Raw genomic sequence first — 22,606 nt, forward strand, 5'->3', positions numbered from 1 at the left:
TTCGACCGGGGCCATTGGGTTGGTTTTCGGAACGGCTGGGGTCGTGCGCCTTCCAAAGGGATGTGCGTGTCGAACAGGGACCTCTTTCACGGCTTTTCGCTGCAGTCGGTCGACGACAAGGGTCGCGTCGCGATCCCCGCCGACCTGCGCGAAACGCTGGACGGCAATTCCCCGGCGAAGCAGGTGCTGATCGCCCGCCACCCGACGCTGCCGTGTCTCGTCTGCTATGACGCGGGCTGGGCGCAGGAGCTCAACGAGCGGCTGAACAACCTCGCGCGCATTGCCAAGGCGGCTGGACAAGTCTTTGACGAATCGGCGGAGCGCCGCGCGATGCGCGCCGAGAAGGCGACCTATGACGCCAACGGCCGCTTCGTCATTCCCGGCTTCGAGAAGGACCGCGCGTCGATTAAGCGCTGGGCGTTCTTCGTTGGCGACGGCGACACCTTCCAGATCTGGGCACCCGACGTGCTCGTCGCCAGCGACCATGACGACGAGGATCTGAAAGAGCGCTGCCGCTATTATGCCGCAGCGAAGAAGGTGGCGCTGTGACCGCCGCGCCGCATATCCCCGTCCTGCTCGACGAAGTGATCGAGGGTCTCGCCATCGTTCCCGGCGAGACGCACATCGACGCGACCTTCGGCGCGGGCGGCTATACCCGCGCGATGCTGGCGGCGGGGGCAAGCGTCGTCGCCTTCGACCGCGACCCCGACGCGATCCGCGAGGGGCAGGGGTTGGTGGACGCGAGCGACGGGCGGTTGCGCCTGGTCGAATCGCCTTTCTCCGCGCTCGACATCGCCGGGCCGGTCGACGGCGTGGTCATGGATATCGGTGTTTCCTCGATGCAGCTCGATCGGGCGGAGCGCGGCTTCTCGTTCCAGGCCGACGGCCCGCTCGACATGCGGATGAGCCAGTCGGGCATGAGCGCCGCCGATTTCCTGAACGAGGCGGACGAGGGCGCGATCGCCGACGTGCTGTTCCGCTATGGCGAGGAGCCGCGCTCGCGCCGCGTCGCCAGTGCGATCGTCGCCGCGCGGCCGATCGCGCGGACGGGCGAGCTCGCTGCGGTGGTGCGCCGTGCGCTCGGCTATCGGCCGCACGACAAGAAGGATCCGGCGACGCGGACTTTCCAGGCGATCCGGATTCATCTCAATTCCGAGCTCGACGAACTGGCCGAGGGGCTGGCCGCGGCGGAGCGGGCGCTGAAGCCCGGCGGACGGCTGGCGGTAGTGACGTTCCACAGCCTGGAGGACCGGATGGTCAAGCGCTTCCTGCGCGAACGGTCGGGCGGCGAGCCCGCCGGTTCGCGCCATCGCCCGGCGGCCACCGCGCCGCGGGCACCCAGTTTCGAGCCGCCCGCGCGCGCCGTGCGCCCGGGCGAGGCCGAACTGGCGCGCAATCCGCGCGCCCGCTCGGCGACCCTGCGCGTGGCACGGCGGACGACGGCGGCGGCCTGGTCCGCAAATGGAGGGCAATGATGGCGACCAAGCGATTGAAGGGGTTCGGCTGGTTCGTCTGCGGCGTGCTGGTGGCGCCGCCCTGTTACCTCGTCTCGAGCTGGGTCGCGGCGGAGCGGGCGCGGGTGGAAACGCTCGAACGCTCGATCCTGACCGCGCGCCGCGACATCCGCGACCTGGAGACCGAGTTCCAGACGCGCGCCAACCTGGCCCAGCTGGAGCGGTGGAATGGCGACGTCCTCGCGCTCGCCGCGCCGCGCCCCGACCAGTATGTCGCGAGCGAAGAGGCGCTGGCCCAGCTCCACTTCGGTCCCGCGGGTGAGGGCGCGGTCCGCCCGGCCAGCTATATCGTCCCCGCCGGCTATGCGCAGAACACGATCCCGCCGGTCGTCCCCGCCGCCGCGGTCGCCGGCGCCCCCGCCCCGGCCGCGGCTCAGCCCAAGCCCGCCGCTGCGCCGGCCGAGCCCGCGCGCCGCGCGCCGGCCCCCGTCGCGCTCGCCGCCGCCGCGCCCGCGACGCCCGCCCGCGCGATGGTCACGACCAAGCCCGCCAAGCCGGTCCGCAAGGCGCAGGCGGTGGCGATGCTCGACTCTGCGCTGCTTAGCGACACGACGCTCGGCGACCTCGCCCGCGGCGCGCGCGCCGAACGCACGGTCAAACGTTGATCGTCCTCGTCGCCCCCGGAACGCCCGATCGTCGCAAGGCGGGCGGGCAGCAGGCCCTCGTACAGACCGCGCATGCGCGGCTGATGGTGCTGATGCTGATCTTCGCCGCCGGGATCACGCTCGTGCTCGGCCGGCTCGCCATGCTCGGCGCGCTGGCGGAGCCGGCGTCGAGCCACGATGCCGCCGCCGCGCTGGTGCCGATCCGCGGCGATATCGTCGACCGCAACGGTACAGCAATGGCGCGCACGATCGATGCCTGGTCGATCGGCGTGCATCCCGACAAGGTGATCGGCGACAAGCTGCAGCTCGCCGATCAGCTGGCGGTACTGATGCCGGAGCATGACGCGGGTTACTACTACAAGGCGCTGAACGCCGGCTCCTCCTTCACCTATCTGCGCCGCCGCGCGCTGCCCGAACTCGTCAACGCGGTGAATGCGCTCGGTGAACCCGGCATCGCCTTCGCGCGCGAGCCCGAGCGGCTCTATCCGCAGACGACGCTGGCCGCGCACACGCTCGGTAGCCTGAATTTCGACGGCCACGGCATCTCGGGCATGGAGAAGGTGCTCGATGCCGAGCTCACCAACCCGGCGATGCGCGGGCGGCCGGTGCCGCTGTCGATCGACCTGCGCGTGCAGGGTGCGCTGGAGAGCGAGCTCGGCCGATCGATGGCGGCGTTCCAGGCCGCGGGCGCGGCTGGCGTCATCCTCGACGTGGCGACCGGCGAGGTACGCGCGATGGCGTCGCTGCCGAGCTTCAATCCCAACAAGCTGACACGTGGCGGCGCCGGCCTGATGAACAACGTCACCCAGTCGGTCTACGAACTCGGGTCGGTGTTCAAGCCCCTGACCGTGGCCGAGGCAATCGACAGCGGCGTCGTTTCCGACATTTCGCGCCGCGTCGATGCGACCGCGCCGGTCCCGATCGGCCGCTTCCACATTCGCGACGACCATGCGCAGCGCCGCTGGCTCAACATGCCCGAGCTGCTGATCTATTCGTCGAACATCGCCACCGCGCGCATCGCCGACGAGATGGGACAGGCACGAATGGAGCATCTGTTCCGCAAGGTCGGCTTCGACACCGCGCCCGATATCGAGATCGAGAAGGCACGCCCGCTCTGGCCGCGCAGCTGGGGCCGGGCGACGACGCTGACCACCGCGTACGGCCACGGCATCGCGGTGACGCCGCTTCACCTGGCCAGCGCCTATGCCGCGCTCGTCAACGGCGGCACCTGGCGCCCGGCGACGCTGCGCAAGGTCGAGCCGGGCCATGCGTCCAAAGGCCGACGCGTGTTCAGCGAGGCGACGAGCGCCAAGATGCGCGCGATGATGCGCCTGATCGTGCTCGAAGGGACGGGCCGCAAGGGCGAGGCGCCGGGCTACCGCGTCGGCGGCAAGACCGGCACCGGCGAAAAGCCGGGCGCGGGCGGATACAGCAAGAAGATCAACGTCTCGACCTTCGCGGCGGCTTTCCCGATGGACGCACCGCGCTATGTGGTGATCGTCATGCTCGACTCGCCCAAGGGGAACGCCGAAAGCTTCGGCCTCACCACCGCCGCCTGGACCGCCGCCCCGGTGGTCAGCCGCGTCATCTCACGCACCGGCCCGATCCTGGGTGTCGTTCCCGAAATGGACCGCGACGTGGACGTGAGCGCGCTGATGCCGCTGATCTGGCGCAGCGCGGGCGAGAAAGCGCACTGATGCGGCTGGGCAATCTGATCGAAACCGCCGACGAGGGCGTCGTCACGGGCTTCGCGATCGACCACCGAAAGGTCGCGCCGGGCACCATCTTCGGCGCGTTTGAGGGGATGCGCGTCAACGGCGAGGATTATGTCGAGGCCGCGGTCGCCGCCGGGGCGATCGCCGTTGTCGCGCGGCCGCAGGTGCGAGTGGAGGGCGCGGTCCACATCGCCGCCGACAATCCACGCGCGTGCTTCGCCGACCTCGCCGCCCGCTTCTTCGCGCCGTTCCCGGCCGTCACCGCGGCGGTCACCGGCACCAACGGCAAGACCTCGACCGTCGAGATGACGCGCCAGCTCTGGCGGATGGCGGGGCATCATGCCGCCTCGATCGGCACGCTGGGCGTGACGACCGCCGACGACCGCGTGTCGACGGGACTGACGACGCCCGACGTCGTGACCTTCCTGTCCAACGTCGCGGGCCTCGCGCGCGAGGGGGTCACGCATCTGGCGTTCGAGGCCTCCAGTCACGGCCTGTCGCAATACCGGACGCAGGGGCTGCCCGTCAGCGCGGCGGCGTTCACCAACTTGAGCCGCGATCACCTCGACTATCACAAGGACATGGCGGAGTATTTCACCGCCAAGCTGCGGCTGTTCGCCGAGGTGCTCGACGACGCCGGCACCACCGTCGTCTGGGTCGACGATCCGCATTCGGAACGCGTGATCGACCTTGCCCGCACGCGCGGCAATCGGCTCATCACCGTGGGCGAGCATGGCGACACGCTGCGCCTGACGAAGCGCGAACCGAGCCTGCTCGGCCAGACGCTGACGATCGAGGCGGATGGGCGCGCGCATGTCGTCAAGCTGCCGCTGATCGGCGCCTATCAGGCGGCGAACGCGCTGACCGCTGCCGGCCTTGTCATCGCGACTGGGGGTGAGGTGGCGGCGACGCTGGCGGGCCTCGCGCGGCTTCAGCCGGTACGCGGGCGGCTGGAGCGTGCGGCGATCGCCGCGTCGGGCGCGCCGGTCTATGTCGACTATGCCCATACCCCCGACGCGCTGGAGGCGGCGATCGCCGCGCTGAAGCCCCATGCCGAGGGGCGGCTGATCGTCGTGTTCGGCGCAGGCGGCGACCGCGATACCGGCAAGCGCGAGCCGATGGGCGAGGCGGCGGCGCGCGGTGCCGATGTGGTGATCGTCACCGACGACAATCCCCGGACCGAGGATGCCGCCGCGATCCGCCGCGAGGTGCTGAAGGGTGCGCCCAACGCGACCGAGATCGGCGACCGACGCGCGGCGATCCGCGCGGCGATCGAGCAGGCCGGCGCTACGGACATCGTGCTGATCGCGGGCAAGGGGCACGAACAGGGCCAGATCGTCGGCGACCTCGTCCTCCCCTTCGACGACGTAACCGTCGCGCGGGAGTGCGCGGCGTGAGCCTCTGGACCGCGGCGGAAATCGCGGCGGCGACGGGCGGCGAAGTGCACGGCGACTTCGCCGTCACCGGCGTCGCCTTCGATTCGCGCGAGGTCGGGCCCGGCGACCTGTTCGTCGCGCTGACCGGGGAAAGCACCGACGGCCACCGCTTCGTGGCGCAGGCGTTCGCCCAGGGGGCAGCCGGGGCGATCGTGTCGCAGCCCGTCGACCTCCCGCACGTCCGGGTCGCCGACACCACTACCGCGCTGGAGGCGCTGGCCCGCGCCAGCCGCGCGCGGACGACCGCGACGATCATCGGCGTCACCGGCTCGGCGGGCAAGACCGGGACGAAGGAAGCACTCCACGCAGCCCTCGACCGGATCGAGCCGGGCGAGGCGCACAAATCGGTCAAGAGCTACAACAACCATACTGGCGTGCCGCTCAGCCTGTCGCGGATGCCGCGCGCGACCCGGTTCGGCGTGTTTGAGATGGGCATGAACCACGCGGGCGAACTCGCTGCGCTCACCCGGATCGTGCGCCCGCACATCGCTATCGTCACGACGATCGCCCCCGCGCACACCGCTTTTTTCCCCTCGGTCGAGGCGATCGCCGATGCCAAGGGCGAGATCTTTCAGGGGCTGGAGCCCGGCGGCACCGCGATCGTGCCGTTCGACAGCCCCTATCGCGACCGCCTGATCGAGGCGGCGCGGCCTCATGCCGGGCGGATCGTGACCTTCGGCCTGAACGAGGGCGCCGACGTGCGCGCGATCGAGGTAATGCCCGCGGCGGGCGGCAGCTTCGTCGTCGCGAAGGTCGGCGTCCGCGAATTGAGCTTCACGCTCAGCCAGCCGGGCGCACACTGGGTCGCCAATGCGATGGCGGTGCTCGCCGCGGTCGATGCTGCGGGCGGCGACCTCGCCCAGGCGGGACTGGCGCTCGCCGAACTCGGCGGCCTCGCCGGGCGCGGGGCGCAGACCGACGTGGCGGTGGGCGAGGGCACCGCGCGGCTGATCGACGAGAGCTACAACGCCAACCCCGCCTCGATGCGCGCGACGCTGAAGGTGCTGGCCGACACCCCGGCCGCCCGCCGCCTCGCGGTGCTGGGCGAGATGCGCGAGCTGGGTGATGACGGCGCCGCCTATCACGCCGGCCTTGCCGACCCGATCGCCGAAGCGGGCGTGGATTACGCCGTGCTGGTGGGCGAGGGGATGGCCCCGCTCGCCAAGGCGCTTGAGGGGCGGATCGACTTCGTGCATGTGCCGCGCGCCGCCGATGCGGGCGAGGCGCTCACTGCGGTGCTGGCCGCTGGGGACGCGGTGCTCGTCAAGGGATCGAACGGGGTGGGACTGTCGGCGGTGGTCGCAGGGCTCATCCGGGCCAGGCAACCATGCTCTATCTGATCGCCGAATATCTCGGCTTCCCCGGCGCCCTCAACGTCGTCCGCTATCTGTCGTTCCGCACCGGCGGGGCGGTGGCGACGGCGCTGGTCATCGGCCTCATCATCGGGCCGAAGTTCATCGGCTGGCTGCGCATCCGCCAAGGCAAGGGTCAGCCGATCCGCGCCGACGGCCCGCAGAGCCATCTTGCCAAGCGCGGCACGCCGACGATGGGCGGCCTGATGATCCTGACGGCGATGACGCTGTCGATCCTGATCTGGATGGACCTCACCAACCCCTTCGTCTGGGCTTGCCTGTTCGTGACTCTGGGCTTCGGGCTGATCGGGTTCCTCGACGACTATGACAAGGTGCGAAAGGCCTCGACCGCGGGGGTGTCGGGGCGGACGCGGCTGCTCGCGGAGTTCGCGATCGCTGGTATCGCCGGCTGGATCATCACGCAGCAGAACGGGACGATGCTCTACGTCCCGTTCTTTTCCAGCTTCTCGGTCGATCTCGGCTATTTCTACATCGTGTTCGCGGCATTCACGATCGTCGCGTTCGGCAATGCGGTGAACCTGACCGACGGGCTCGACGGCCTCGCGACGATGCCGGTCATCATCGCCAGCGTGGCGTTCATGGTCATCGTCTATCTCGCCGGCAACGCGATCTATTCCAACTATCTCGGCATCCCGCACGTGCCGCGCGCGGGGGACTTGGCGCTGTTTTGCGGCGCGATCGCGGGGGCGGGGCTGGCGTTCCTGTGGTTCAACGCGCCCCCCGCCGCGGTCTTCATGGGCGACACCGGTAGCCTCGCACTCGGCGGCGCGCTGGGCGCGATCGCGGTGACCGCGCACCACGAGATCGTGCTCGGCATCATCGGCGGGCTGTTCGTGATGGAGGCGATGAGCGTCATCATCCAGGTCTTCTTCTACAAGCGTACCGGCAAGCGCGTGTTCCGCATGGCCCCGATCCACCACCATTTCGAGCAGCTCGGCTGGTCGGAGCCCACCGTCGTCATCCGCTTCTGGATCATCAGCCTCGTGCTGGCGCTCGCCGGCTTGTCGACGTTGAAGCTGCGGTGATCCGCTTGACCGCCTGGGCCGGCAAGCGCTTCGCGGTTCTCGGCCTTGCGCGGTCGGGAGCGGCGACGGTCCGCGCGCTGGTCGCTAGCGGCGCCGAGGTGACGGCATGGGACAGCGACGCGGCGAAGCGTGAAACGGTCGAAGGTGCGACGATCCAGCCGATCGAGGACACCGACTTCACGGGCTACGCCGGCGTCGTCGTGTCGCCCGGTGTGCCGCTCAACGCCCACCCAATCGCCGCGCAGGCGAAGACGGCTGGCGTGTCCGTCATTGGCGACATCGAACTCTTCGCTCAGGCGCGCGCCGAGCTGCCCTCGCACAAGGTCGTGGGCATCACCGGCACCAACGGCAAGTCGACGACGACCGCGCTGATCCACCACATCCTCGAAACCGCGGGCGTGCGCACCTTGATGGGCGGCAACATCGGCCTGCCGATCCTCGGTCAGGCGCCGCTTCCCGAGGGCGGCGTCTACGTGCTCGAGCTGTCGAGCTACCAGATCGACCTGACGCAGACCCTCGACTGCGACGTGGCGGTGCTGCTCAACATCACCCCCGATCATCTCGACCGCTATGACGGGTTCGACGCCTATGCCGCGAGCAAGGCGCGGCTGTTCGCGATGCAGTCGGCGGGGCAAGCGGCGATTATCGGCATCGGCGACGAGGCCTCCGCCGCCATCGCCAGGCAGGTCGCCCGTTCGGGCCGTGCCGAGGACCTGACGAAGATCGCGCCCGGCGTCTGCATGGACCAGTCGCGCTGGCCCGCGCTGCAAGGCCCGCACAACGCGCAGAACGCGCTCGCCGCAATCGCCGCGTGCGAGGCGCTGGGCGTGAGCAATGCGGCGATCGACGCGGGCCTCGCCAGTTTCGAGGGGCTGCCCCACCGTACCCGCACCGTCGCGGTGAAGCACGGCGTCCGCTTCGTCGACGATTCGAAGGCGACCAACCCCGAATCGGTCGCCCCCGCGCTTCGCGCCTTCGATCGCGTCCACTGGATCCTCGGCGGCGTCGCCAAGTCCGACAGCCTTGAGGCCTGCCGCCCCGGCTTCGCCCATGTCGTCGCCGCCTACACGATCGGCGAAGCGGGGCCGCTCTTCGACCGTCTGCTTGGCCCCGAAGCCTTTCCGGTGACGCCCTGCGGCACGCTCGGCACCGCCGTCGGCGCAGCGGCGCAGGCGGCCAAGCCCGGCGAGACGGTGCTGCTGTCGCCGGCCTGCGCCTCGTTCGACCAGTTCGCCGATTATGCCGCGCGCGGAAACGCGTTCGCGGCCCTCGTGGAGAAGCTCTGATGACCGACGTCATGCGCAGCGAAGCGGGGGGCAGGGGCCTGCGCGGCAAGGTCGAGGAGCGGCTCGGCCGCGGCAATCGCTCACCGCTCGGCCTCTGGTTCTGGGAGATCGACCGCGTTCTCCTTCTCCTCGCGCTGCTCCTGATCGGCATCGGCCTCGTCGCCGTCGCGGCGGCCAGCCCGGCCTCGGCGGTCCGCTATTCCGATACCGCCAAGTCCTTCCCGCCGATGTATTATTTCTACCGCCAGGCGATATGGGTGTTTCTGTCGATCCCGGTGATGCTGGTCGTGTCGATGATGCCGACATTGGTCGCGCGCCGCTTTGCGTTGACCGGCGCGGGGATCATGCTGGTGCTGCTGGCGATCGTGCCGTTCATCGGCGACGAGAAGAATGGCGCGCGTCGCTGGATCGGCCTCGGCTTCACGCAGTTCCAGCCGTCGGAGTTTTTGAAGCCCTTCTTCGTCGTCGCCATCGCGTGGCTGTTGTCGCTGCGCGCGCGCGATCCCGACCTGCCGCTCTTCCCGATCACGATGGCGCTCACCGGCCTGATCGGCGGACTGCTGATGCTCCAGCCCGATTTCGGGCAGACGGTGGTGTTCGTGACCGTGTGGGTGACGATGCTACTGATCGCGGGCACCAGCCCCAAGGTGATCGGCGCGCTGGGCGGCGTGGGCCTTGGCGGGATCGTCGCGGCCTATTTCCTCTACAACACCGCGCGCATGCGCATCGACGCGTTCCTGTTCCCCGATCCCGACAAGGCGATGTCGGATCATTACCAGACCGACATGGCCCATGCGGTCATCACCGGCGGTGGCTTCACCGGCACCGGGCCTGGCGGCGGCATCGTCAAGTTCAAGCTGCCCGAGGCGCACACCGACTATATCTATTCGGTGATCGGCGAGGAGTTCGGGCTGATCGCGTGCATGATCATCGCCGCGCTGTTCCTCGCGCTCGTCGTGCGCGTGTTCGTCAAGCTGCTGGACGAGGAGGATGCGTTCCGCCTCTTCGCCGCTTCGGGCCTCGCGGTCCAGTTCGGGCTTCAGGCGCTCATCAACATGGCGGTCAACACCGGCATCGCCCCGTCCAAGGGGATGACGCTGCCCTTCATCAGCTATGGCGGGTCGTCGATGATCGCGCTGTCGATCGGCTTCGGACTGCTGCTCGCCTTCACGCGCCGGAACCCGTATCTGAAGCGATCGCCCTATAGCGTCAGGTTGAATCGTCCGTGAGCATTCCGCGTCATTACGTTCTCGCCGCCGGGGGTACCGGCGGCCACATGGTCCCCGCCGCCGCGCTGGCGGCCGAACTGATGCGCCGCGGCCATCACGTCGCGCTGGTCAGCGACGAGCGCGGCGTGCGCTTCCCCGGCCTGTTCGACGGGGTGCAGACGCACGTGCTGCCCGCGGGGCGGCTGTCGGGCGGGCCGCTCGGCTGGATGAAGGCGGGGCGCAAGATGCTCGCCGGCCGGTCGATGGCCGTCGAACTCTATCGCAGCTTCAAGCCTGCCGCGGTGATCGGCTTCGGCGGCTATCCCGCGTTTCCGGCGCTGGCGGCGGCGTTCAAACTGAAGATCCCGACGATCGTCCACGAACAGAACGCCGTGCTCGGCCGCGTCAACCGGCTGGTGGCGGGCAAGGTCGATGCGATCGCCACCAGCTATGCCGATGTCGAGCGGCTGAAGCAGTCGCACGAGCGCAAGGTCCACCTGATCGGCAACCCGGTGCGCGATTCCGTGCTCGAGCTGCGCGACCGGCCCTATCCCGAACTGGACGAGGAGGGCATCTTCCGCGTCCTCGTCACCGGCGGCAGCCAGGGGGCGAGCATCCTCAGCGACGTGGTGCCCGACGGCCTCGCGCTCTTGCCCCCGCATTTCCGTGCGCGGCTACAGGTGACGCATCAGGCGCGGCCCGAGGATATCGACGGCGTGCGCCAGCGCTATGCCGAGCACGGCATCCCGGCGGAGACCGCCACCTATCTGCCCGACCTGCCCGAGCGGCTGGCCTGGGCGCATGTGGTGATCGCGCGGGCGGGTGCCTCGACCATCGCCGAGCTGACCGCCGCGGGCCGCCCCGCCATCCTTGTGCCGCTGCCAAGCGCAACCGACGACCACCAGACCGCCAATGCGCGCGAGATCACGTTGGCGGGCGGCGCCCGCACGATCGCGCAAGGCGCCTTTACCGCACAGGAACTCGCCAAGCAGATGCAGAAGCTCGGGCTCGAGCCCCAGTCCCTCGCCAACGCCGCCGCGCGCGCAAAAGCGTGCGGGCGCCCCCAAGCCGCCGCCGCGCTCGCCGATCTGGTCGAGCATATCGACGCGCCCTCGCTGCTCGGTGCGCCGCGCCCGCTGGTGGTGCCGGCATGAGGGGGGTCGCGACCGATATCGGCACGATCCATTTCGTCGGGATCGGCGGCATCGGCATGTCGGGCATCGCCGAGGTGATGTACAATTTGGGCTACCGCGTGCAGGGCAGCGACGTGGCCGAGGGCTATGTGGTCGAGGGGCTGCGCTCGCGCGGGATCCCCGTCACCATCGGCCATGCCGCGGCGAACGTCGAGGGCGTCGCGGTCGTCGTCACCTCGACCGCGATCCAGCGCGGCAATCCTGAGGTCGAGGCGGCGCTCAACGAGCGCATCCCCGTCGTCCGCCGCGCCGAGATGCTCGCCGAGCTGATGCGGCTCAAATCGACGATCGCGGTCGCGGGCACGCACGGCAAGACGACGACGACCAGCATGGTCGCGGCGCTGCTCGATGCCGGCGGCGTCGATCCCACGGTCATCAACGGCGGCATCATCAACAGCTACGGCTCCAACGCCCGCCTCGGCGAAAGCGACTGGATGGTGGTCGAGGCGGACGAGAGCGACGGCAGCTTCCTGCGCCTCGACGGCACCTATGCCATCGTCACCAACATCGACCCTGAGCATCTGGATCATTACGGTAGCTTCGACCGGGTGAAGGACGCGTTTGTCGAGTTCGTCGAGAACGTGCCCTTCTACGGCGCGGCGGTGCTCTGTCTCGACCACCCGGAGGTGCAGGCGATCATCCCGCGCGTGCGCGACCGGCGGATCGTCACCTATGGCTTCTCCGCGCAGTCGGACGTGCGCGGCGTCAACGTGACGCCGCACGCGGGCGGCAACCGGTTCGAGGCGATCGTGCGCGGCCGCGACGGCGCCCAGCGGTCGATCGAGAATATCGAGCTGCCGATGCCCGGCCGCCACAATGTCCAGAACGCGCTGGCGGCGATCGCCGTGGCGCTGGAACTCGGCATCGACGACAGGACGATCGAAAAGGGCTTCGGCGCGTTCACCGGCGTCAAGCGGCGCTTCACCCGCGTAGGTGAAGTCTTCGGGGCGACGATCATCGACGATTACGGCCACCACCCGGTCGAGATCCGCGCGGTGCTCGCCGGCGCGCGAGAGAGCGGGCAGGGCCGGGTGATCGCGGTCGTCCAGCCGCATCGCTACAGCCGGCTCGGCAACCTGATGGACGAGTTCGCGCAGGCCTTCAACGACGCCGACATCGTCTATGTCGCGCCCGTCTATGCCGCCGGCGAGGCGCCGGTCGAGGGCGTCGATGCAGAGGCGCTGGCCGAGCGCATCCGCCAGCGCGGGCATCGCTCGGCCCAGGCGATCGGCGGCGCGGATGCGCTGGCCGCGGCGTTGGCGGGCGATCTGCGCGCCGGCGATCAGGTCATCTGCCTCGGCGCGGGCGACATCACGAAATGGGCCGCGGGCCTTGCCGATGCGATCCGGGCGGTGCCGGCATGAGCGACTGGTTCTCCACCGCGATCGAGATGCAGCGCGAGATCCTTCGCGCTCAGCGCGCGCAGGTCGAGGCGGGGCGGCAGGCGCTGAACAGCGCCGCGCCGCTGATCGCCGCGCAGGAAGCGACCGCCAAGGCGGCCGAGGCGAACCTCGCCGCGTGGCAGGCCTGGATGCAGTTCTGGAGCGGGAAGCGGTGACGACGGCGCTCGCCCCCTCGCTGCCCGCGGTGCGTGGCCGGCTGACACGCCAAGCCCCGCTCGCCCCGCTCGTCTGGTTCAAGGCGGGCGGCGCGGCCGAGTGGCTGTTCGAGCCGGCGGATGTGGACGACCTGTCGGCGTTCCTCGCCGCGCTCGACCCCGCGGTGCCGGTGATGGCGCTCGGCCTTGGCTCGAACCTGATCGTCCGCGACGGCGGCGTGCCGGGCGTCGTCGTGCGGCTGGGCAAGCCATTTGCCAGCGTCGAGCGGCTGGACGAGACGACGCTCAGATGCGGCGGCGGGGCGAGCGGTATTCTCGTATCCTCGACCGCGCGCGACGCAGGGATCGGCGGCGTGGAATTCCTGCGCTCGATCCCCGGCACCGTCGGCGGCTTCGTTCGCATGAACGGCGGCGCCTATGGCCGCGAGGTGAAGGACGTGCTGGTCGAGGCCGAGGTGGTGCTCCGCTCGGGCGAGCGGGTGACGCTCGTCAACGCCGACCTCGGCTACACCTATCGTCACAGCAACCTGCCCGATGGCGCGGTGGTCGTGTCCGCCACCTTCCGCGGCGAACCCGCCGCGCCGCAAGCGATCCAGGCGGAAATGGACCGCATCGCCGCCGCGCGGGAGGCCTCGCAGCCGCTGCGCACCAAGACCGGTGGCTCGACCTTCAAGAACCCGCCGGGCGAAAAGGCGTGGGCGCTGGTCGATGCGGCCGGCTGCCGCGGCCTGACGCTGGGCGGCGCGCAGGTTTCGGAAAAGCACACCAATTTCCTCATCAACACCGGCACCGCCACCAGCGCGGAGATCGAGGCGCTGGGCGAGGACGTGCGCGCCCGCGTCAGGGCCGCATCGGGCATCGAGCTGGAATGGGAAATCCAGCGGGTAGGAGTATCGTCGTGAGCGTATCGCCCCTCCACATCGCGGTCCTGATGGGCGGCTGGTCGGCCGAGCGCGAGGTGTCGCTGATGAGCGGGGCGGGTGTCGCCGACGCGCTCGAAAGCCTTGGCCACCGCGTTACCCGCATCGACATGGGCCGCGACGTGGCGCTCCGGCTGGCGGAGGCGAAGCCCGACCTCGTCTTCAACGCGCTGCACGGCACGCCTGGCGAGGACGGCAGCGTGCAGGGGATGCTCGACCTGATGGGGCTGCGCTATACGCATAGCGGTCTCGCCACCTCGGTCATCGCGATCGACAAGCAACTGACCAAGCAGGCGCTGGTCCCGCACGGTATTCCCATGCCCGGCGGCCGGATCGTCAGGAGCGAGGAGCTGCACGAGCGCGACCCGCTGCCGCGCCCCTATGTGCTGAAGCCCGTCAATGAGGGCTCCTCGGTCGGCGTCGCGATCGTCACCGACGAGAGCAATTACGGCAACCCGATCGCCCGCGATGCAAAGGGGCCGTGGGCCGAGTTCGACGAACTGCTCGCCGAACCGTTCATCCGCGGGCGCGAGTTGACGACCGCGGTGCTGGGCGACCGGGCGATGGGCGTGACCGAACTCAAGCCCAAGACCGGCTTCTACGACTATGAATCCAAATATACCGACGGCCTGACCGAGCATGTCTATCCGGCCGACATCCCCGACGACGTGGCTCAGTCGTGCGAGGCGATCGCGGTCGAGGCGCATCGCCTGCTCGGCTGCAAGGGCGCGTCGCGCTCCGATTTCCGGTGGGACGACAGCCAGGGCGTTGCCGGGCTGTTCCTGCTTGAGGTCAACACGCAGCCGGGGATGACGCCGCTCAGCCTCGTTCCCGAACAGGCGCGGCACCGGGGCATGAGCTACCCGCAACTGGTGCAAGCCATTGTGGACGAAGCGATGCAGGAAGCGCAGGGATGAGCCGGATGGAACAGCGCCGCACCGCCCAGCGCCGCCCCGCCCCCAAGGGAAAGGGCACGACGCGCAAGCCCGGCGGCCGCAAGCCGCGCGCGGGGCTGCTCGACCGGATGATCGCGGTGGTGCCGGTGTCGGAGGCGACGCTGCGCCGCGTGTTCGGCTGGGGCTTCACCATCGCGATCGGCGGGACCGCGATCGGCGTCGCCACCTTCTTCGGCGTGCCCGGCATGATCGGCACCGCGATCGCCGAGGGGATGGGGCGCGCGGGCCTTCGCGTCGAGCAGGTCGAGGTGACGGGCCTCAAGCGCATGGACCGGATGGCGGTCTATTCGGTCGCGCTCGACCAGCGGTCGCGGGCGATGGCGCTGGTCGACCTGGACGAGGTGCGCGAGCGGCTGATGCGCTATGGCTGGATCGCCGATGCGCGCGTGTCGCGCCGCTTGCCCGACACGATCGTCATCGACGTGGTCGAGCGGGTGCCCGCCGCGGTCTGGCAGAATAACGGCCAGCTGATGCTGATCGACGAGGGCGGCACGTTGCTCGAACCGGTTCGCGCCGACGCCGTCCCCAACCTGCCGCTGCTGGTGGGCGAGGGGGCGAATGCGCAGACGCCGGCATACGAGCGGCTGATCGATGCCGCGCCCGCGCTGAAACCCATGGTGCGTGCCGCGACCTGGGTCGGGGACCGGCGCTGGGACCTGCAATTCGTGTCGGGCGAGACGCTGATGCTGCCCGCGGGCGAGGCGGAGGGGCAGGCGGCGCTGGTCAAGTTCGCCGAACTCGACGGGCGCGACCGGCTGCTCGGCGGGCCATATGTCCGCTTCGACCTTCGCATCCCGAAGAATCTGGTGATGCGAAAGGCCAGCGGCCTGGAGCGGACGACGTCGATCGATCCCAATGCCAAGGTGCAGGCCGAAGCGGACAAGTCGCTGCCCCGCGACGCGGAATAGGGGCGGGTTTCAGGGGGTAAGGGCAACATGGCGAAGCAGGTAGCGGACGGACTTCTCACCGTACTCGACATCGGATCGTCGAAGGTTTCGGCGCTGATCGCGCAAAAGGGCGATGGCGGCGAACTGACCGTGCTCGGTACCGGCCAGCGCGAGAGCCGGGGCGTGCGGCGCGGCTACATCGCCGACATGGCCGCGACCGAAGTCGCGGTGCGAGAGGCGGTGGAACAGGCCGAACGGATCGCCGGCGTGTCGATCGAGGACGTGTGGGTCGCCTTCTCCGCCGGCGGCCTCGTCAGCGATATCGTCAAGCTGGAGGTGGACCTCGGCGGCCACCGCGTCGAACAGGCGGATATCGACGCGCTGCTCAAGGCTGCGGGCGAGGCGCTCGATCCGCAGGGGCGGATGGTGCTGCATGCACAGCCGACGCGCTACACGCTCGACGGCCTCACCGGCACGCCCAAGCCGATCGGCATGCACGCCGACCGGCTGGGCGTCGAGATCCACGTCGTCGCCACCGACGGCTCGCCCGTGCGTAACCTCGACCTGTGCGTCCGCTCCGCGCATCTCGACGTGAAATCGATCGTCGCCGCGCCGGTCGCCACGGGCCTTGCGGTACTGAGCGAGGAGGAGCGGGACCTGGGCGTCGCGCTGGTCGAGATCGGCGCGGGCGTCACAAACGTGTCGGTGTTCCAGCACGGGGTGCTGACGGGCCTCGCCTCGATCGGGATGGGCGCGGCGGACGTGACCGACGACATCGCCAGCGCCTTCGGCACGCGGCGCGCGCAGGCCGAGCGGATCAAGTGCTTCCACGGCTCGGCCAACATGAGCCCGCGCGACAATCACGAGATGATCGACATCGCCCCGATCAGCGCCGAGCAGGGCGAGGAGGGGAGCCGCATCACCAAGGCGCAGTTGATCGCGACGATCCGCCTACGCCTCGACCGGCTGATGCAGGAAGTGCAGCGCGAGCTGAAGAAACTCAACTTCGACGATCCGGTCGGGCGCCAGATCGTACTGACCGGCGGCGGCGCCGAGCTGAAGGGCATCGCCGACTATGCGCAGCAGGCGCTGGGCCGCACGGTTCGTGTCGGCCGCCCGCGCGGTATGAGCGCGCTGCCCGAGGCGCATTCGGGTCCCGCCTTCTCGACGCTGGCGGGCCTCGCGATGTTCGCAGCGGCCGATCCGGTCGATCTGCGCGGGATGGAGCCGCAGCATCAGCTGGTCGTGCGGCCGACGATGGGCACGATGGTGAAGCGCCTGCTGGCCGCGTTTCGGTCGAATTATTAAGAATATGCGACTTGCACCCCTTTTTGCCGCTAGGATCGGACGAAACGATGGTGCAGAACGGGCGCGAGTATCAGGCGCCCGCGTGTAATCTGGGGGCACTGGGGAGAAGAACATGGGTATCGATTTTCTGCCGCCTGACGTCGACGAGCTGACGCCGCGCATCACCGTCATCGGCGTCGGCGGCGCCGGCGGCAACGCGATCGCGAACATGATCCGCGCCGAGGTGCAGGGGGTCGAGTTCGTCGTCGCCAACACCGACGCGCAGGCGCTGAAGCAGTCGGTCGCGCCGGCGCGCATCCAGCTGGGCGCCAAGATCACGCAGGGCCTGGGCGCCGGCAGCCGGCCCGAGATCGGTCGGGCGGCAGCCGAAGAGACGATCGAGCAGGTCCAGAAGTCGCTCGAGGGCAGCCATATGTGCTTCCTCGCGGCCGGCATGGGCGGCGGCACCGGCACGGGCGCCGCGCCCGTCATCGCCAAGGCCGCGCGCGACATGGGCATCCTGACCGTCGGCGTCGTCACCAAGCCCTTCGCGTTCGAGGGCAAGCGCCGCTCGGCCAGCGCCGAGGCGGGGATCGACGAGCTTCAGAAGTATGTCGACACGCTGATCGTCATTCCCAACCAGAACCTGTTCCTGATTGCCAACGCCAACACAACGTTCAAGCAGGCGTTCGAGATGGCGGACGAAGTCCTTCAGCAGGGCGTGCGCGGCATCACCGACCTCATGGTCATGCCCGGCCTCATCAACCTCGACTTCGCCGACGTCCGCTCGGTGATGCAGGAGATGGGCAAGGCGATGATGGGTACCGGCGAGGCCGAGGGCGACAGCCGCGCGATCGAGGCGGCGCAGAAGGCGATCGCCAACCCGCTGCTCGACGGCGTCAGCATGAAGGGCGCCAAGGGCGTCATCGTGTCGATCACCGGTGGCGACGACATGCGCCTGCTCGAGGTGGACGAGGCCGCGAACCACATCCGCGAGCTGGTCGATCCCGACGCCAACATCATCTGGGGCTCGGCGTTCAACCCCGAGCTCGAGGGCCGCATCCGCGTGTCGGTCGTCGCGACCGGCATCGAGGCCGACGGCAACGCGATCCCCGCGCCCGCCGCGACCGCGAATGCCGAGACGACGCGCAGCTTTAGCTTCTCGGCCCCGAAGAAGCCCGCCGCGCCCGCGCCGCAGCCCGCCTATAGCGAAGAGCCGGCGCCCGTCGCCGAGCCTGCCGCGCCCGCGCCGCAGCCGGTGGCCGAGGAAAGCGACGAGCTGGTGCTCGGTGCCGAATCGACGCTGCCCGGCGGAGAGCCCGAAGCGGCCCCCGTTGCCCCGCCGGCCGATGCCGAGGCGCCCCGTCGCCGCTGGCTGACCGGCGCCGAGGAAGCGCCCGAGGCCGAGGCGGCACCCGCCGCGCGTCCGGGCGGCACGCTGTTCGAGCGGATGTCGGCCGCTGGCCGCGGCCTCGGCCGTGGCTCCGACGACAAGGATCCGCTGGACATCCCGCGCTTCCTTCACCGCCAGAACAACCAGTAAGCAGCAGCACGCCGCCCGGTTCGTCGCCGGGCGGCGTCGCTCCGCCGCTCGCGCTGCGTTTCGACAGTCGCGGTTCAGCGCGGGCGTGGTAACGGCCATCTCAAGCATGACTCGTCATTCCGCCCTGTGGTTCGGCGGCGCCGCGTTGCTGGCGCTTGCCGCGGCCCCCGCGTTCGCACAGCAGAGCGCCCCGACGGCGCCCGGCTTCGTGCCGCAACCCACACCCACCGCCGACAAGCTCGCCGCCGCGATGAGTACGCTCGGCCGCTCGCCGCAGGATGTCGAAGCGCTGATCGCCGCGGGTGAGGCGAGCGCCGCGCTCGACGATACGCCCGCCGCGCTGCAATTCCTCGCCCGCGCCGAAAAGCTTCGTCCCGCCGACCCGCGCATCCCGGCGGCGCGCGGCCGCGCGTTCGTGCGGATGGGCCGGCCGGGCGAGGCGCTGCGCCGCTTCGCCGATGCCGAGCGCGGCGGCCTTGGACCCGCGACCTATGCCGACGATCGCGGTCTCGCCTATGATCTAGTCGGCGATCAGGCGCATGCTCAGCTCGAATATAACCGCGCGCTGGCAGTGCGCGAGGATGCCGAGGTCCGCCGCCGCCTCGCCATCTCGCAGGCGATCTCGGGCGACCAGCCGGGGGCCGAGAAGACGCTCGACCCGCTGCTTCGCCAGCAGGACCGTGCCTCCTGGCGGACTAAGGCGCTAGTGATGGCGCTGGGCGGCAACACGACGGGGGCGGAGCGCGTCACGGCGACGATGATGCCGGGCTTCTCGACCGCCTATCTGCCGCTTTTCCGCCGCCTCTCGGAAATCCGCGATCCGGCCGACCGCGCGTTCGCGGCGCATCTCGGCGAGTTCACCCGCACCCCCGCACGGCTTGCCGATGCGAGCCTCGCGCCCGCCGCGCCGCCCTTACCTCAGCCCGCCCCGGTGCGCGTGGCGGCGGCGAGCGTCCCGCCACCTGCTGCGACGCGCGGGCCGACGACGACGGCCCCGATCAAGGGACAGGCCAGGCCGACGCGCGTCGAAACGGCGTCGGCCGAAGCGTCTGCCGATACGCGCGCGCGCGCTCGCGAGCGGCGCGCGCTCGAACGGCGGGCGGAGCGCGATGCGCTGATGGCCGAGCGCTATGGCCGGCGCCCCCGGCGCGTCGAGACGGCGGCGGTCGATACGCGGCGCCCGCCGGCCGCAACCTCTACGCTCCCGGTCGGGCGCACGGCTCTGCCCACCGTGAGTGCGTCCCTGCCGACTGCGAACGCGCCGCTGCCGACCGGCGCCGTGTCCACGGCAACCGCGGCACCCAATCCGGCCCCGGCGGCGGCGAGTACACTGGCGCCTGCGAGCCCGCCGGTCGCCAGCGCGGTCGTCGCCACGATGCCCGCCCCCACGCGGCCCGAGGCGACGTTAACATCGGCGGAAGCGGACCTCTCGACAGCCGCGCCCGCAGCGCCAGCAGTCTCGCCCACCGCTTCGCCGCCCGCAGGATCAGGCGTTTCGGCCGCGCCCGCCGCTTCCGTCGCGGTGAGTACGCCCATGCCGGCCACCGGGACCCTCGCTCCGGTCATGCGAGCGTCAGACCCCGTTGCCGCCGCCGCTGCGCCATCGACAGCCACACCCGGCTTCTCGACGACGGACCGGCCGGCGACCGCCGCGCCGGCGCCTGCGACGCGGCCGATAGGGCGCGAGGACGATGTGCTGGCGATGATCGTCCGCAACATCGCCGTGCCGGCGAACGAACTCGGCGTGCCGACGCCGCCCGCAGCGATGCCGTCCGCCACTGAGCCTGCTCCGACGCCGCCCGTCGCCGCGGCGAGGCCGTCGCCGACCGCCGCGCCCAAGACATCGCCCGAGCGTGCGCCCGTACCTGCCGCCCCGGCCACGGCATCGAAGAAGCCCGCCGAGCTCAAGACCCCCGCCGCAAAGAAGGGCGATCCCAAGGCGGCAGAGGCAAAGGAAGCGAAAAAGCGCGAAGCCAAACTCGCCGATGCCGGGAAGGCCGACCTCGCCAAGGCGAATGGGAAGAAGGCCGACACCAAGAAGGCCGATCTCGCCAAGGCCGATCTGAAAAAGGGCGATGCGAAAAAGGGCGAGACCACGAAGCCCGAGCCCAAGAAGAGTGCGGAACCCGCGCGCTGGTGGGTGCAGGTGGCGGGCGGCGCCAATGTCGCCGACCTGCCCAAGGCATGGAACGCGCTGACCGTTAAGAATCCCGCGCTCAAGAAGCGTCATGCGTGGACCACGCCGCTTCGCTTCACCAACCGCCTGCTGACCGGGCCGTTCGCGAGCAGCGCGGAGGCGCAGGCGTACGTCAACACGCTCGGCAAGGACGGGCTCTCGGCCTTCGCATTCCAGAGCGAGGCGGGCCAGAAGGTCACGCGGCTCCCCGCGAAATGACAACGCCGGCACGCTGGGCATCGGACCCGGCACGAAGCAGGGGGCGGCTCCATGTCGAGCCGGGGGCCGCCGAACGCGGCCCGCGCGACGCGTTCCAGCGTGACCGCGACCGCGTCGTCCATTCGATCAGCTTCCGCCGCCTGCGCCACAAGACGCAGGTATTCATGGCGCCCGACGGCGATCATTTCCGCGTCCGCCTGACCCACAGTCTCGAGGTCGCGCAGATCGGCCGTGTGATCGCGCGGTCGCTCGGCCTGAACGAGGACCTGACCGAGGCGCTGTGCCTCGCCCACGATATCGGCCATCCGCCGTTCGGCCATGCGGGCGAGGATGCGCTGAAGGCGGCGCTCACGGGCAAGGGCGGGTTCGACCACAACGGCCACACGCTGCGCGCGCTGATGGTGCTGGAGAGCCCCTATCCGCGCTGGCAAGGGCTGAACCTGTCCTGGGAAACGCTGGAGGGACTGGCGAAGCATAACGGTCCCGTACGCCATCCCGGCTGGGCGCTGGCGGAGGCCGATGCCGCGTTCCCGCTTGAGCTGACGCGCTATTCCTCGCTCGAGGCGCAGGTGGCAGCGCTGGCCGACGACATCGCCTACGACAATCACGATATCGACGACGGCTTGCGGGCTGGGCTGTTGTCGCTCGACGCGATCCTGGCGGTGCCGATGATCGCCGAGGGGTGGGATGCGGTGCGCGCGCGCTTCCCCGACTGTGCGCCCGACCGGCTGGTGGGGGAACTGATCCGGTCGCAGATCGGGGCGATGGTCAACGACCTGATCGCCTCGACCCGCGCGAACCTAGCCGCACACCGGATCGAGACCGCCGACGACGTACGGGCCGCGGATCGCGCGATGGTCGCTTTTTCCGACGGGATGCGCGCGGCGGAGCGGACGCTCAAGCGCTTCATGTACGCCGAACTCTATCACCATCCGCGCCAGCTTGCCGCGGCGGAGACGGCGGCTCAGGTCGTGGCGGGATTGTTCACGGCCTATGCCGACGATCCGCGGCGATTGCCGGACGGCTGGCGCGAAGCGCTGCCGGAGAGCGAGCCGGGGCGCAGCCGTCATCTCGCCGACTTCATCGCCGGCATGACCGATCGGTTCGCGATCACCCGATACCGCGAGCATGTCGGCACCATCGACCTGCCCGAGGGGTTCTGAACGCAAAAGGGGCGACCGCGACGGCCGCCCCTTTCGCAAACCGGATCAGTTGGCGTCGACGCTCGCGGTCTGCTGCGCGGCGGCGGCGACCGCCAGCGGCTTGGCGATGCGGAAGCTGACCTGACGGCCATCGACCTCGCCAGCGGCATTGCGGCCCTTGACGACGAGGCGGAACGGCTCGTCCTGCGGCACGGTGCGGCCAGCGATCACCGTCGCGTCGCCATCGGCCGCGACGGTATAGGCATAGGTTTGGCCATCGCGCGTGAACGTCTTCTCACCCTCGGCGGCAAGCGCGGGGGTGGCGACGATGGCAGCGGCAGCGGCGGCGAAGAAAAATTTGGTCACGATCTGTCTCCTCTGGCGGAAAGCCCTGAAAGAGCCTGATCGGCATCCCGGTATTTTTTGTTTGCACCAATGTTGTTGCGTTGCAGCAATGTCGCAATCGCGCAAAGTGCCGATGCAGTTGCATGTCGCGCAACGGCAGGCCGGGGCCCGCCTGCGACGAACGATTGGGCTGACAGACTTCTGCGACAAGTCGGGCG

At 70.0% G+C, this 22,606-nt stretch carries 20 protein-coding genes; 19 read left to right on the forward strand and 1 reads right to left on the reverse strand.

The features are described 5' to 3' along the window. The first annotated feature begins 66 nt into the window (after window positions 1-66). The 19 genes from FHR19_RS04525 to FHR19_RS04615 all read left to right on the forward strand — a co-directional run bounded on the left by FHR19_RS04525 (window position 67) and on the right by FHR19_RS04615 (window position 22,064). A complete protein-coding gene (locus FHR19_RS04525; protein WP_184024885.1) occupies window positions 67-549 on the forward strand; it encodes a division/cell wall cluster transcriptional repressor MraZ in 483 nt (160 codons plus the stop codon). Beyond that, window positions 546-1,475, forward strand: coding sequence for a 16S rRNA (cytosine(1402)-N(4))-methyltransferase RsmH (gene rsmH / locus FHR19_RS04530; protein WP_184024887.1), 930 nt, complete (start codon window positions 546-548; stop codon window positions 1,473-1,475). Before FHR19_RS04525 ends, rsmH begins: the two co-directional genes overlap by 4 nt. Then, window positions 1,475-2,119, forward strand: coding sequence for a hypothetical protein (locus tag FHR19_RS04535; protein ID WP_246359280.1), 645 nt, complete (start codon window positions 1,475-1,477; stop codon window positions 2,117-2,119). The genes rsmH and FHR19_RS04535 overlap by 1 nt, the downstream gene beginning before the upstream one ends. Next, a complete protein-coding gene (locus tag FHR19_RS04540) occupies window positions 2,116-3,816 on the forward strand; it encodes a peptidoglycan D,D-transpeptidase FtsI family protein (protein WP_246359281.1) in 1,701 nt (566 codons plus the stop codon). Before FHR19_RS04535 ends, FHR19_RS04540 begins: the two co-directional genes overlap by 4 nt. Next, entirely contained in the window at window positions 3,816-5,231 is a 1,416-nt protein-coding gene (locus FHR19_RS04545) for a UDP-N-acetylmuramoyl-L-alanyl-D-glutamate--2,6-diaminopimelate ligase (RefSeq protein ID WP_184024892.1), read from the forward strand. The genes FHR19_RS04540 and FHR19_RS04545 overlap by 1 nt, the downstream gene beginning before the upstream one ends. Beyond that, window positions 5,228-6,610, forward strand: coding sequence for a UDP-N-acetylmuramoyl-tripeptide--D-alanyl-D-alanine ligase (locus tag FHR19_RS04550; RefSeq protein WP_184024894.1), 1,383 nt, complete (start codon window positions 5,228-5,230; stop codon window positions 6,608-6,610). Before FHR19_RS04545 ends, FHR19_RS04550 begins: the two co-directional genes overlap by 4 nt. Continuing rightward, a complete protein-coding gene (gene mraY, locus FHR19_RS04555; RefSeq protein ID WP_184024896.1) occupies window positions 6,598-7,668 on the forward strand; it encodes a phospho-N-acetylmuramoyl-pentapeptide-transferase in 1,071 nt (356 codons plus the stop codon). Before FHR19_RS04550 ends, mraY begins: the two co-directional genes overlap by 13 nt. Continuing rightward, window positions 7,665-8,954 (forward strand): UDP-N-acetylmuramoyl-L-alanine--D-glutamate ligase, encoded by a 1,290-nt coding sequence (murD, locus tag FHR19_RS04560; protein WP_184024898.1) that lies wholly within the window; start codon window positions 7,665-7,667, stop codon window positions 8,952-8,954. The genes mraY and murD overlap by 4 nt, the downstream gene beginning before the upstream one ends. After that, a complete protein-coding gene (ftsW, locus tag FHR19_RS04565) occupies window positions 8,954-10,183 on the forward strand; it encodes a putative lipid II flippase FtsW (protein WP_246359282.1) in 1,230 nt (409 codons plus the stop codon). The genes murD and ftsW overlap by 1 nt, the downstream gene beginning before the upstream one ends. Continuing rightward, window positions 10,180-11,316 carry an undecaprenyldiphospho-muramoylpentapeptide beta-N-acetylglucosaminyltransferase gene (murG, locus tag FHR19_RS04570; RefSeq protein WP_184024901.1) on the forward strand — a complete coding sequence of 379 codons (1,137 nt, stop codon included), beginning with the start codon at window positions 10,180-10,182 and terminating at the stop codon, window positions 11,314-11,316. The genes ftsW and murG overlap by 4 nt, the downstream gene beginning before the upstream one ends. Beyond that, the gene (gene murC / locus FHR19_RS04575; RefSeq protein WP_184024903.1) at window positions 11,313-12,719 is read left to right on the forward strand and encodes a UDP-N-acetylmuramate--L-alanine ligase; all 1,407 of its coding nucleotides are present in this window, start codon (window positions 11,313-11,315) and stop codon (window positions 12,717-12,719) included. Before murG ends, murC begins: the two co-directional genes overlap by 4 nt. Beyond that, a complete protein-coding gene (locus FHR19_RS04580; RefSeq protein WP_246359283.1) occupies window positions 12,716-12,913 on the forward strand; it encodes a hypothetical protein in 198 nt (65 codons plus the stop codon). Before murC ends, FHR19_RS04580 begins: the two co-directional genes overlap by 4 nt. After that, entirely contained in the window at window positions 12,874-13,815 is a 942-nt protein-coding gene (gene murB / locus FHR19_RS04585; protein ID WP_343053157.1) for a UDP-N-acetylmuramate dehydrogenase, read from the forward strand. Before FHR19_RS04580 ends, murB begins: the two co-directional genes overlap by 40 nt. After that, window positions 13,782-14,750, forward strand: coding sequence for a D-alanine--D-alanine ligase (locus tag FHR19_RS04590; protein ID WP_184024907.1), 969 nt, complete (start codon window positions 13,782-13,784; stop codon window positions 14,748-14,750). Before murB ends, FHR19_RS04590 begins: the two co-directional genes overlap by 34 nt. Then, on the forward strand, window positions 14,747-15,697 hold the full coding sequence (locus FHR19_RS04595; protein WP_184024909.1) for a cell division protein FtsQ/DivIB: 951 nt from the start codon (window positions 14,747-14,749) through the stop codon (window positions 15,695-15,697). The genes FHR19_RS04590 and FHR19_RS04595 overlap by 4 nt, the downstream gene beginning before the upstream one ends. 27 nt (window positions 15,698-15,724) lie before the next feature. Further along, window positions 15,725-16,984, forward strand: coding sequence for a cell division protein FtsA (gene ftsA / locus FHR19_RS04600; protein WP_184024911.1), 1,260 nt, complete (start codon window positions 15,725-15,727; stop codon window positions 16,982-16,984). 112 nt (window positions 16,985-17,096) lie between these two features. Then, window positions 17,097-18,506: a cell division protein FtsZ gene (ftsZ, locus tag FHR19_RS04605; RefSeq protein ID WP_184024914.1), complete on the forward strand. Its 1,410-nt coding sequence runs from the start codon at window positions 17,097-17,099 to the stop codon at window positions 18,504-18,506. 106 nt (window positions 18,507-18,612) lie between these two features. Further along, window positions 18,613-20,901 carry an SPOR domain-containing protein gene (locus tag FHR19_RS04610; RefSeq protein ID WP_184024915.1) on the forward strand — a complete coding sequence of 763 codons (2,289 nt, stop codon included), beginning with the start codon at window positions 18,613-18,615 and terminating at the stop codon, window positions 20,899-20,901. Then, a complete protein-coding gene (locus FHR19_RS04615) occupies window positions 20,898-22,064 on the forward strand; it encodes a deoxyguanosinetriphosphate triphosphohydrolase (protein WP_184024917.1) in 1,167 nt (388 codons plus the stop codon). The genes FHR19_RS04610 and FHR19_RS04615 overlap by 4 nt, the downstream gene beginning before the upstream one ends. A gap of 45 nt (window positions 22,065-22,109) precedes the next feature. Here the strand turns inward: FHR19_RS04615 and FHR19_RS04620 are convergent, their stop codons facing one another. Next, the gene (locus FHR19_RS04620; protein WP_184024919.1) at window positions 22,110-22,409 is read right to left on the reverse strand and encodes a hypothetical protein; all 300 of its coding nucleotides are present in this window, start codon (window positions 22,407-22,409) and stop codon (window positions 22,110-22,112) included. Window positions 22,410-22,606 lie beyond the last annotated feature (197 nt).

This window comes from Sphingomonas yantingensis (assembly GCF_014199325.1).
Lineage (GTDB): Bacteria > Pseudomonadota > Alphaproteobacteria > Sphingomonadales > Sphingomonadaceae > Sphingomonas > Sphingomonas yantingensis.

Coding starts and splice junctions, on each gene's coding strand:
- FHR19_RS04535 (WP_246359280.1), top strand. CDS start 1,475: ATGGCGACCAAGCGATTGAAGGGGTTCGGCTGGTTCGTCTGCGGCGTG.
- FHR19_RS04545 (WP_184024892.1), top strand. CDS start 3,816: ATGCGGCTGGGCAATCTGATCGAAACCGCCGACGAGGGCGTCGTCACG.
- mraY (WP_184024896.1), top strand. CDS start 6,598: ATGCTCTATCTGATCGCCGAATATCTCGGCTTCCCCGGCGCCCTCAAC.
- ftsW (WP_246359282.1), top strand. CDS start 8,954: ATGACCGACGTCATGCGCAGCGAAGCGGGGGGCAGGGGCCTGCGCGGC.
- murC (WP_184024903.1), top strand. CDS start 11,313: ATGAGGGGGGTCGCGACCGATATCGGCACGATCCATTTCGTCGGGATC.
- FHR19_RS04580 (WP_246359283.1), top strand. CDS start 12,716: ATGAGCGACTGGTTCTCCACCGCGATCGAGATGCAGCGCGAGATCCTT.
- FHR19_RS04590 (WP_184024907.1), top strand. CDS start 13,782: ATGGGAAATCCAGCGGGTAGGAGTATCGTCGTGAGCGTATCGCCCCTC.
- FHR19_RS04595 (WP_184024909.1), top strand. CDS start 14,747: ATGAGCCGGATGGAACAGCGCCGCACCGCCCAGCGCCGCCCCGCCCCC.
- ftsA (WP_184024911.1), top strand. CDS start 15,725: ATGGCGAAGCAGGTAGCGGACGGACTTCTCACCGTACTCGACATCGGA.
- ftsZ (WP_184024914.1), top strand. CDS start 17,097: ATGGGTATCGATTTTCTGCCGCCTGACGTCGACGAGCTGACGCCGCGC.
- FHR19_RS04610 (WP_184024915.1), top strand. CDS start 18,613: ATGACTCGTCATTCCGCCCTGTGGTTCGGCGGCGCCGCGTTGCTGGCG.
- FHR19_RS04615 (WP_184024917.1), top strand. CDS start 20,898: ATGACAACGCCGGCACGCTGGGCATCGGACCCGGCACGAAGCAGGGGG.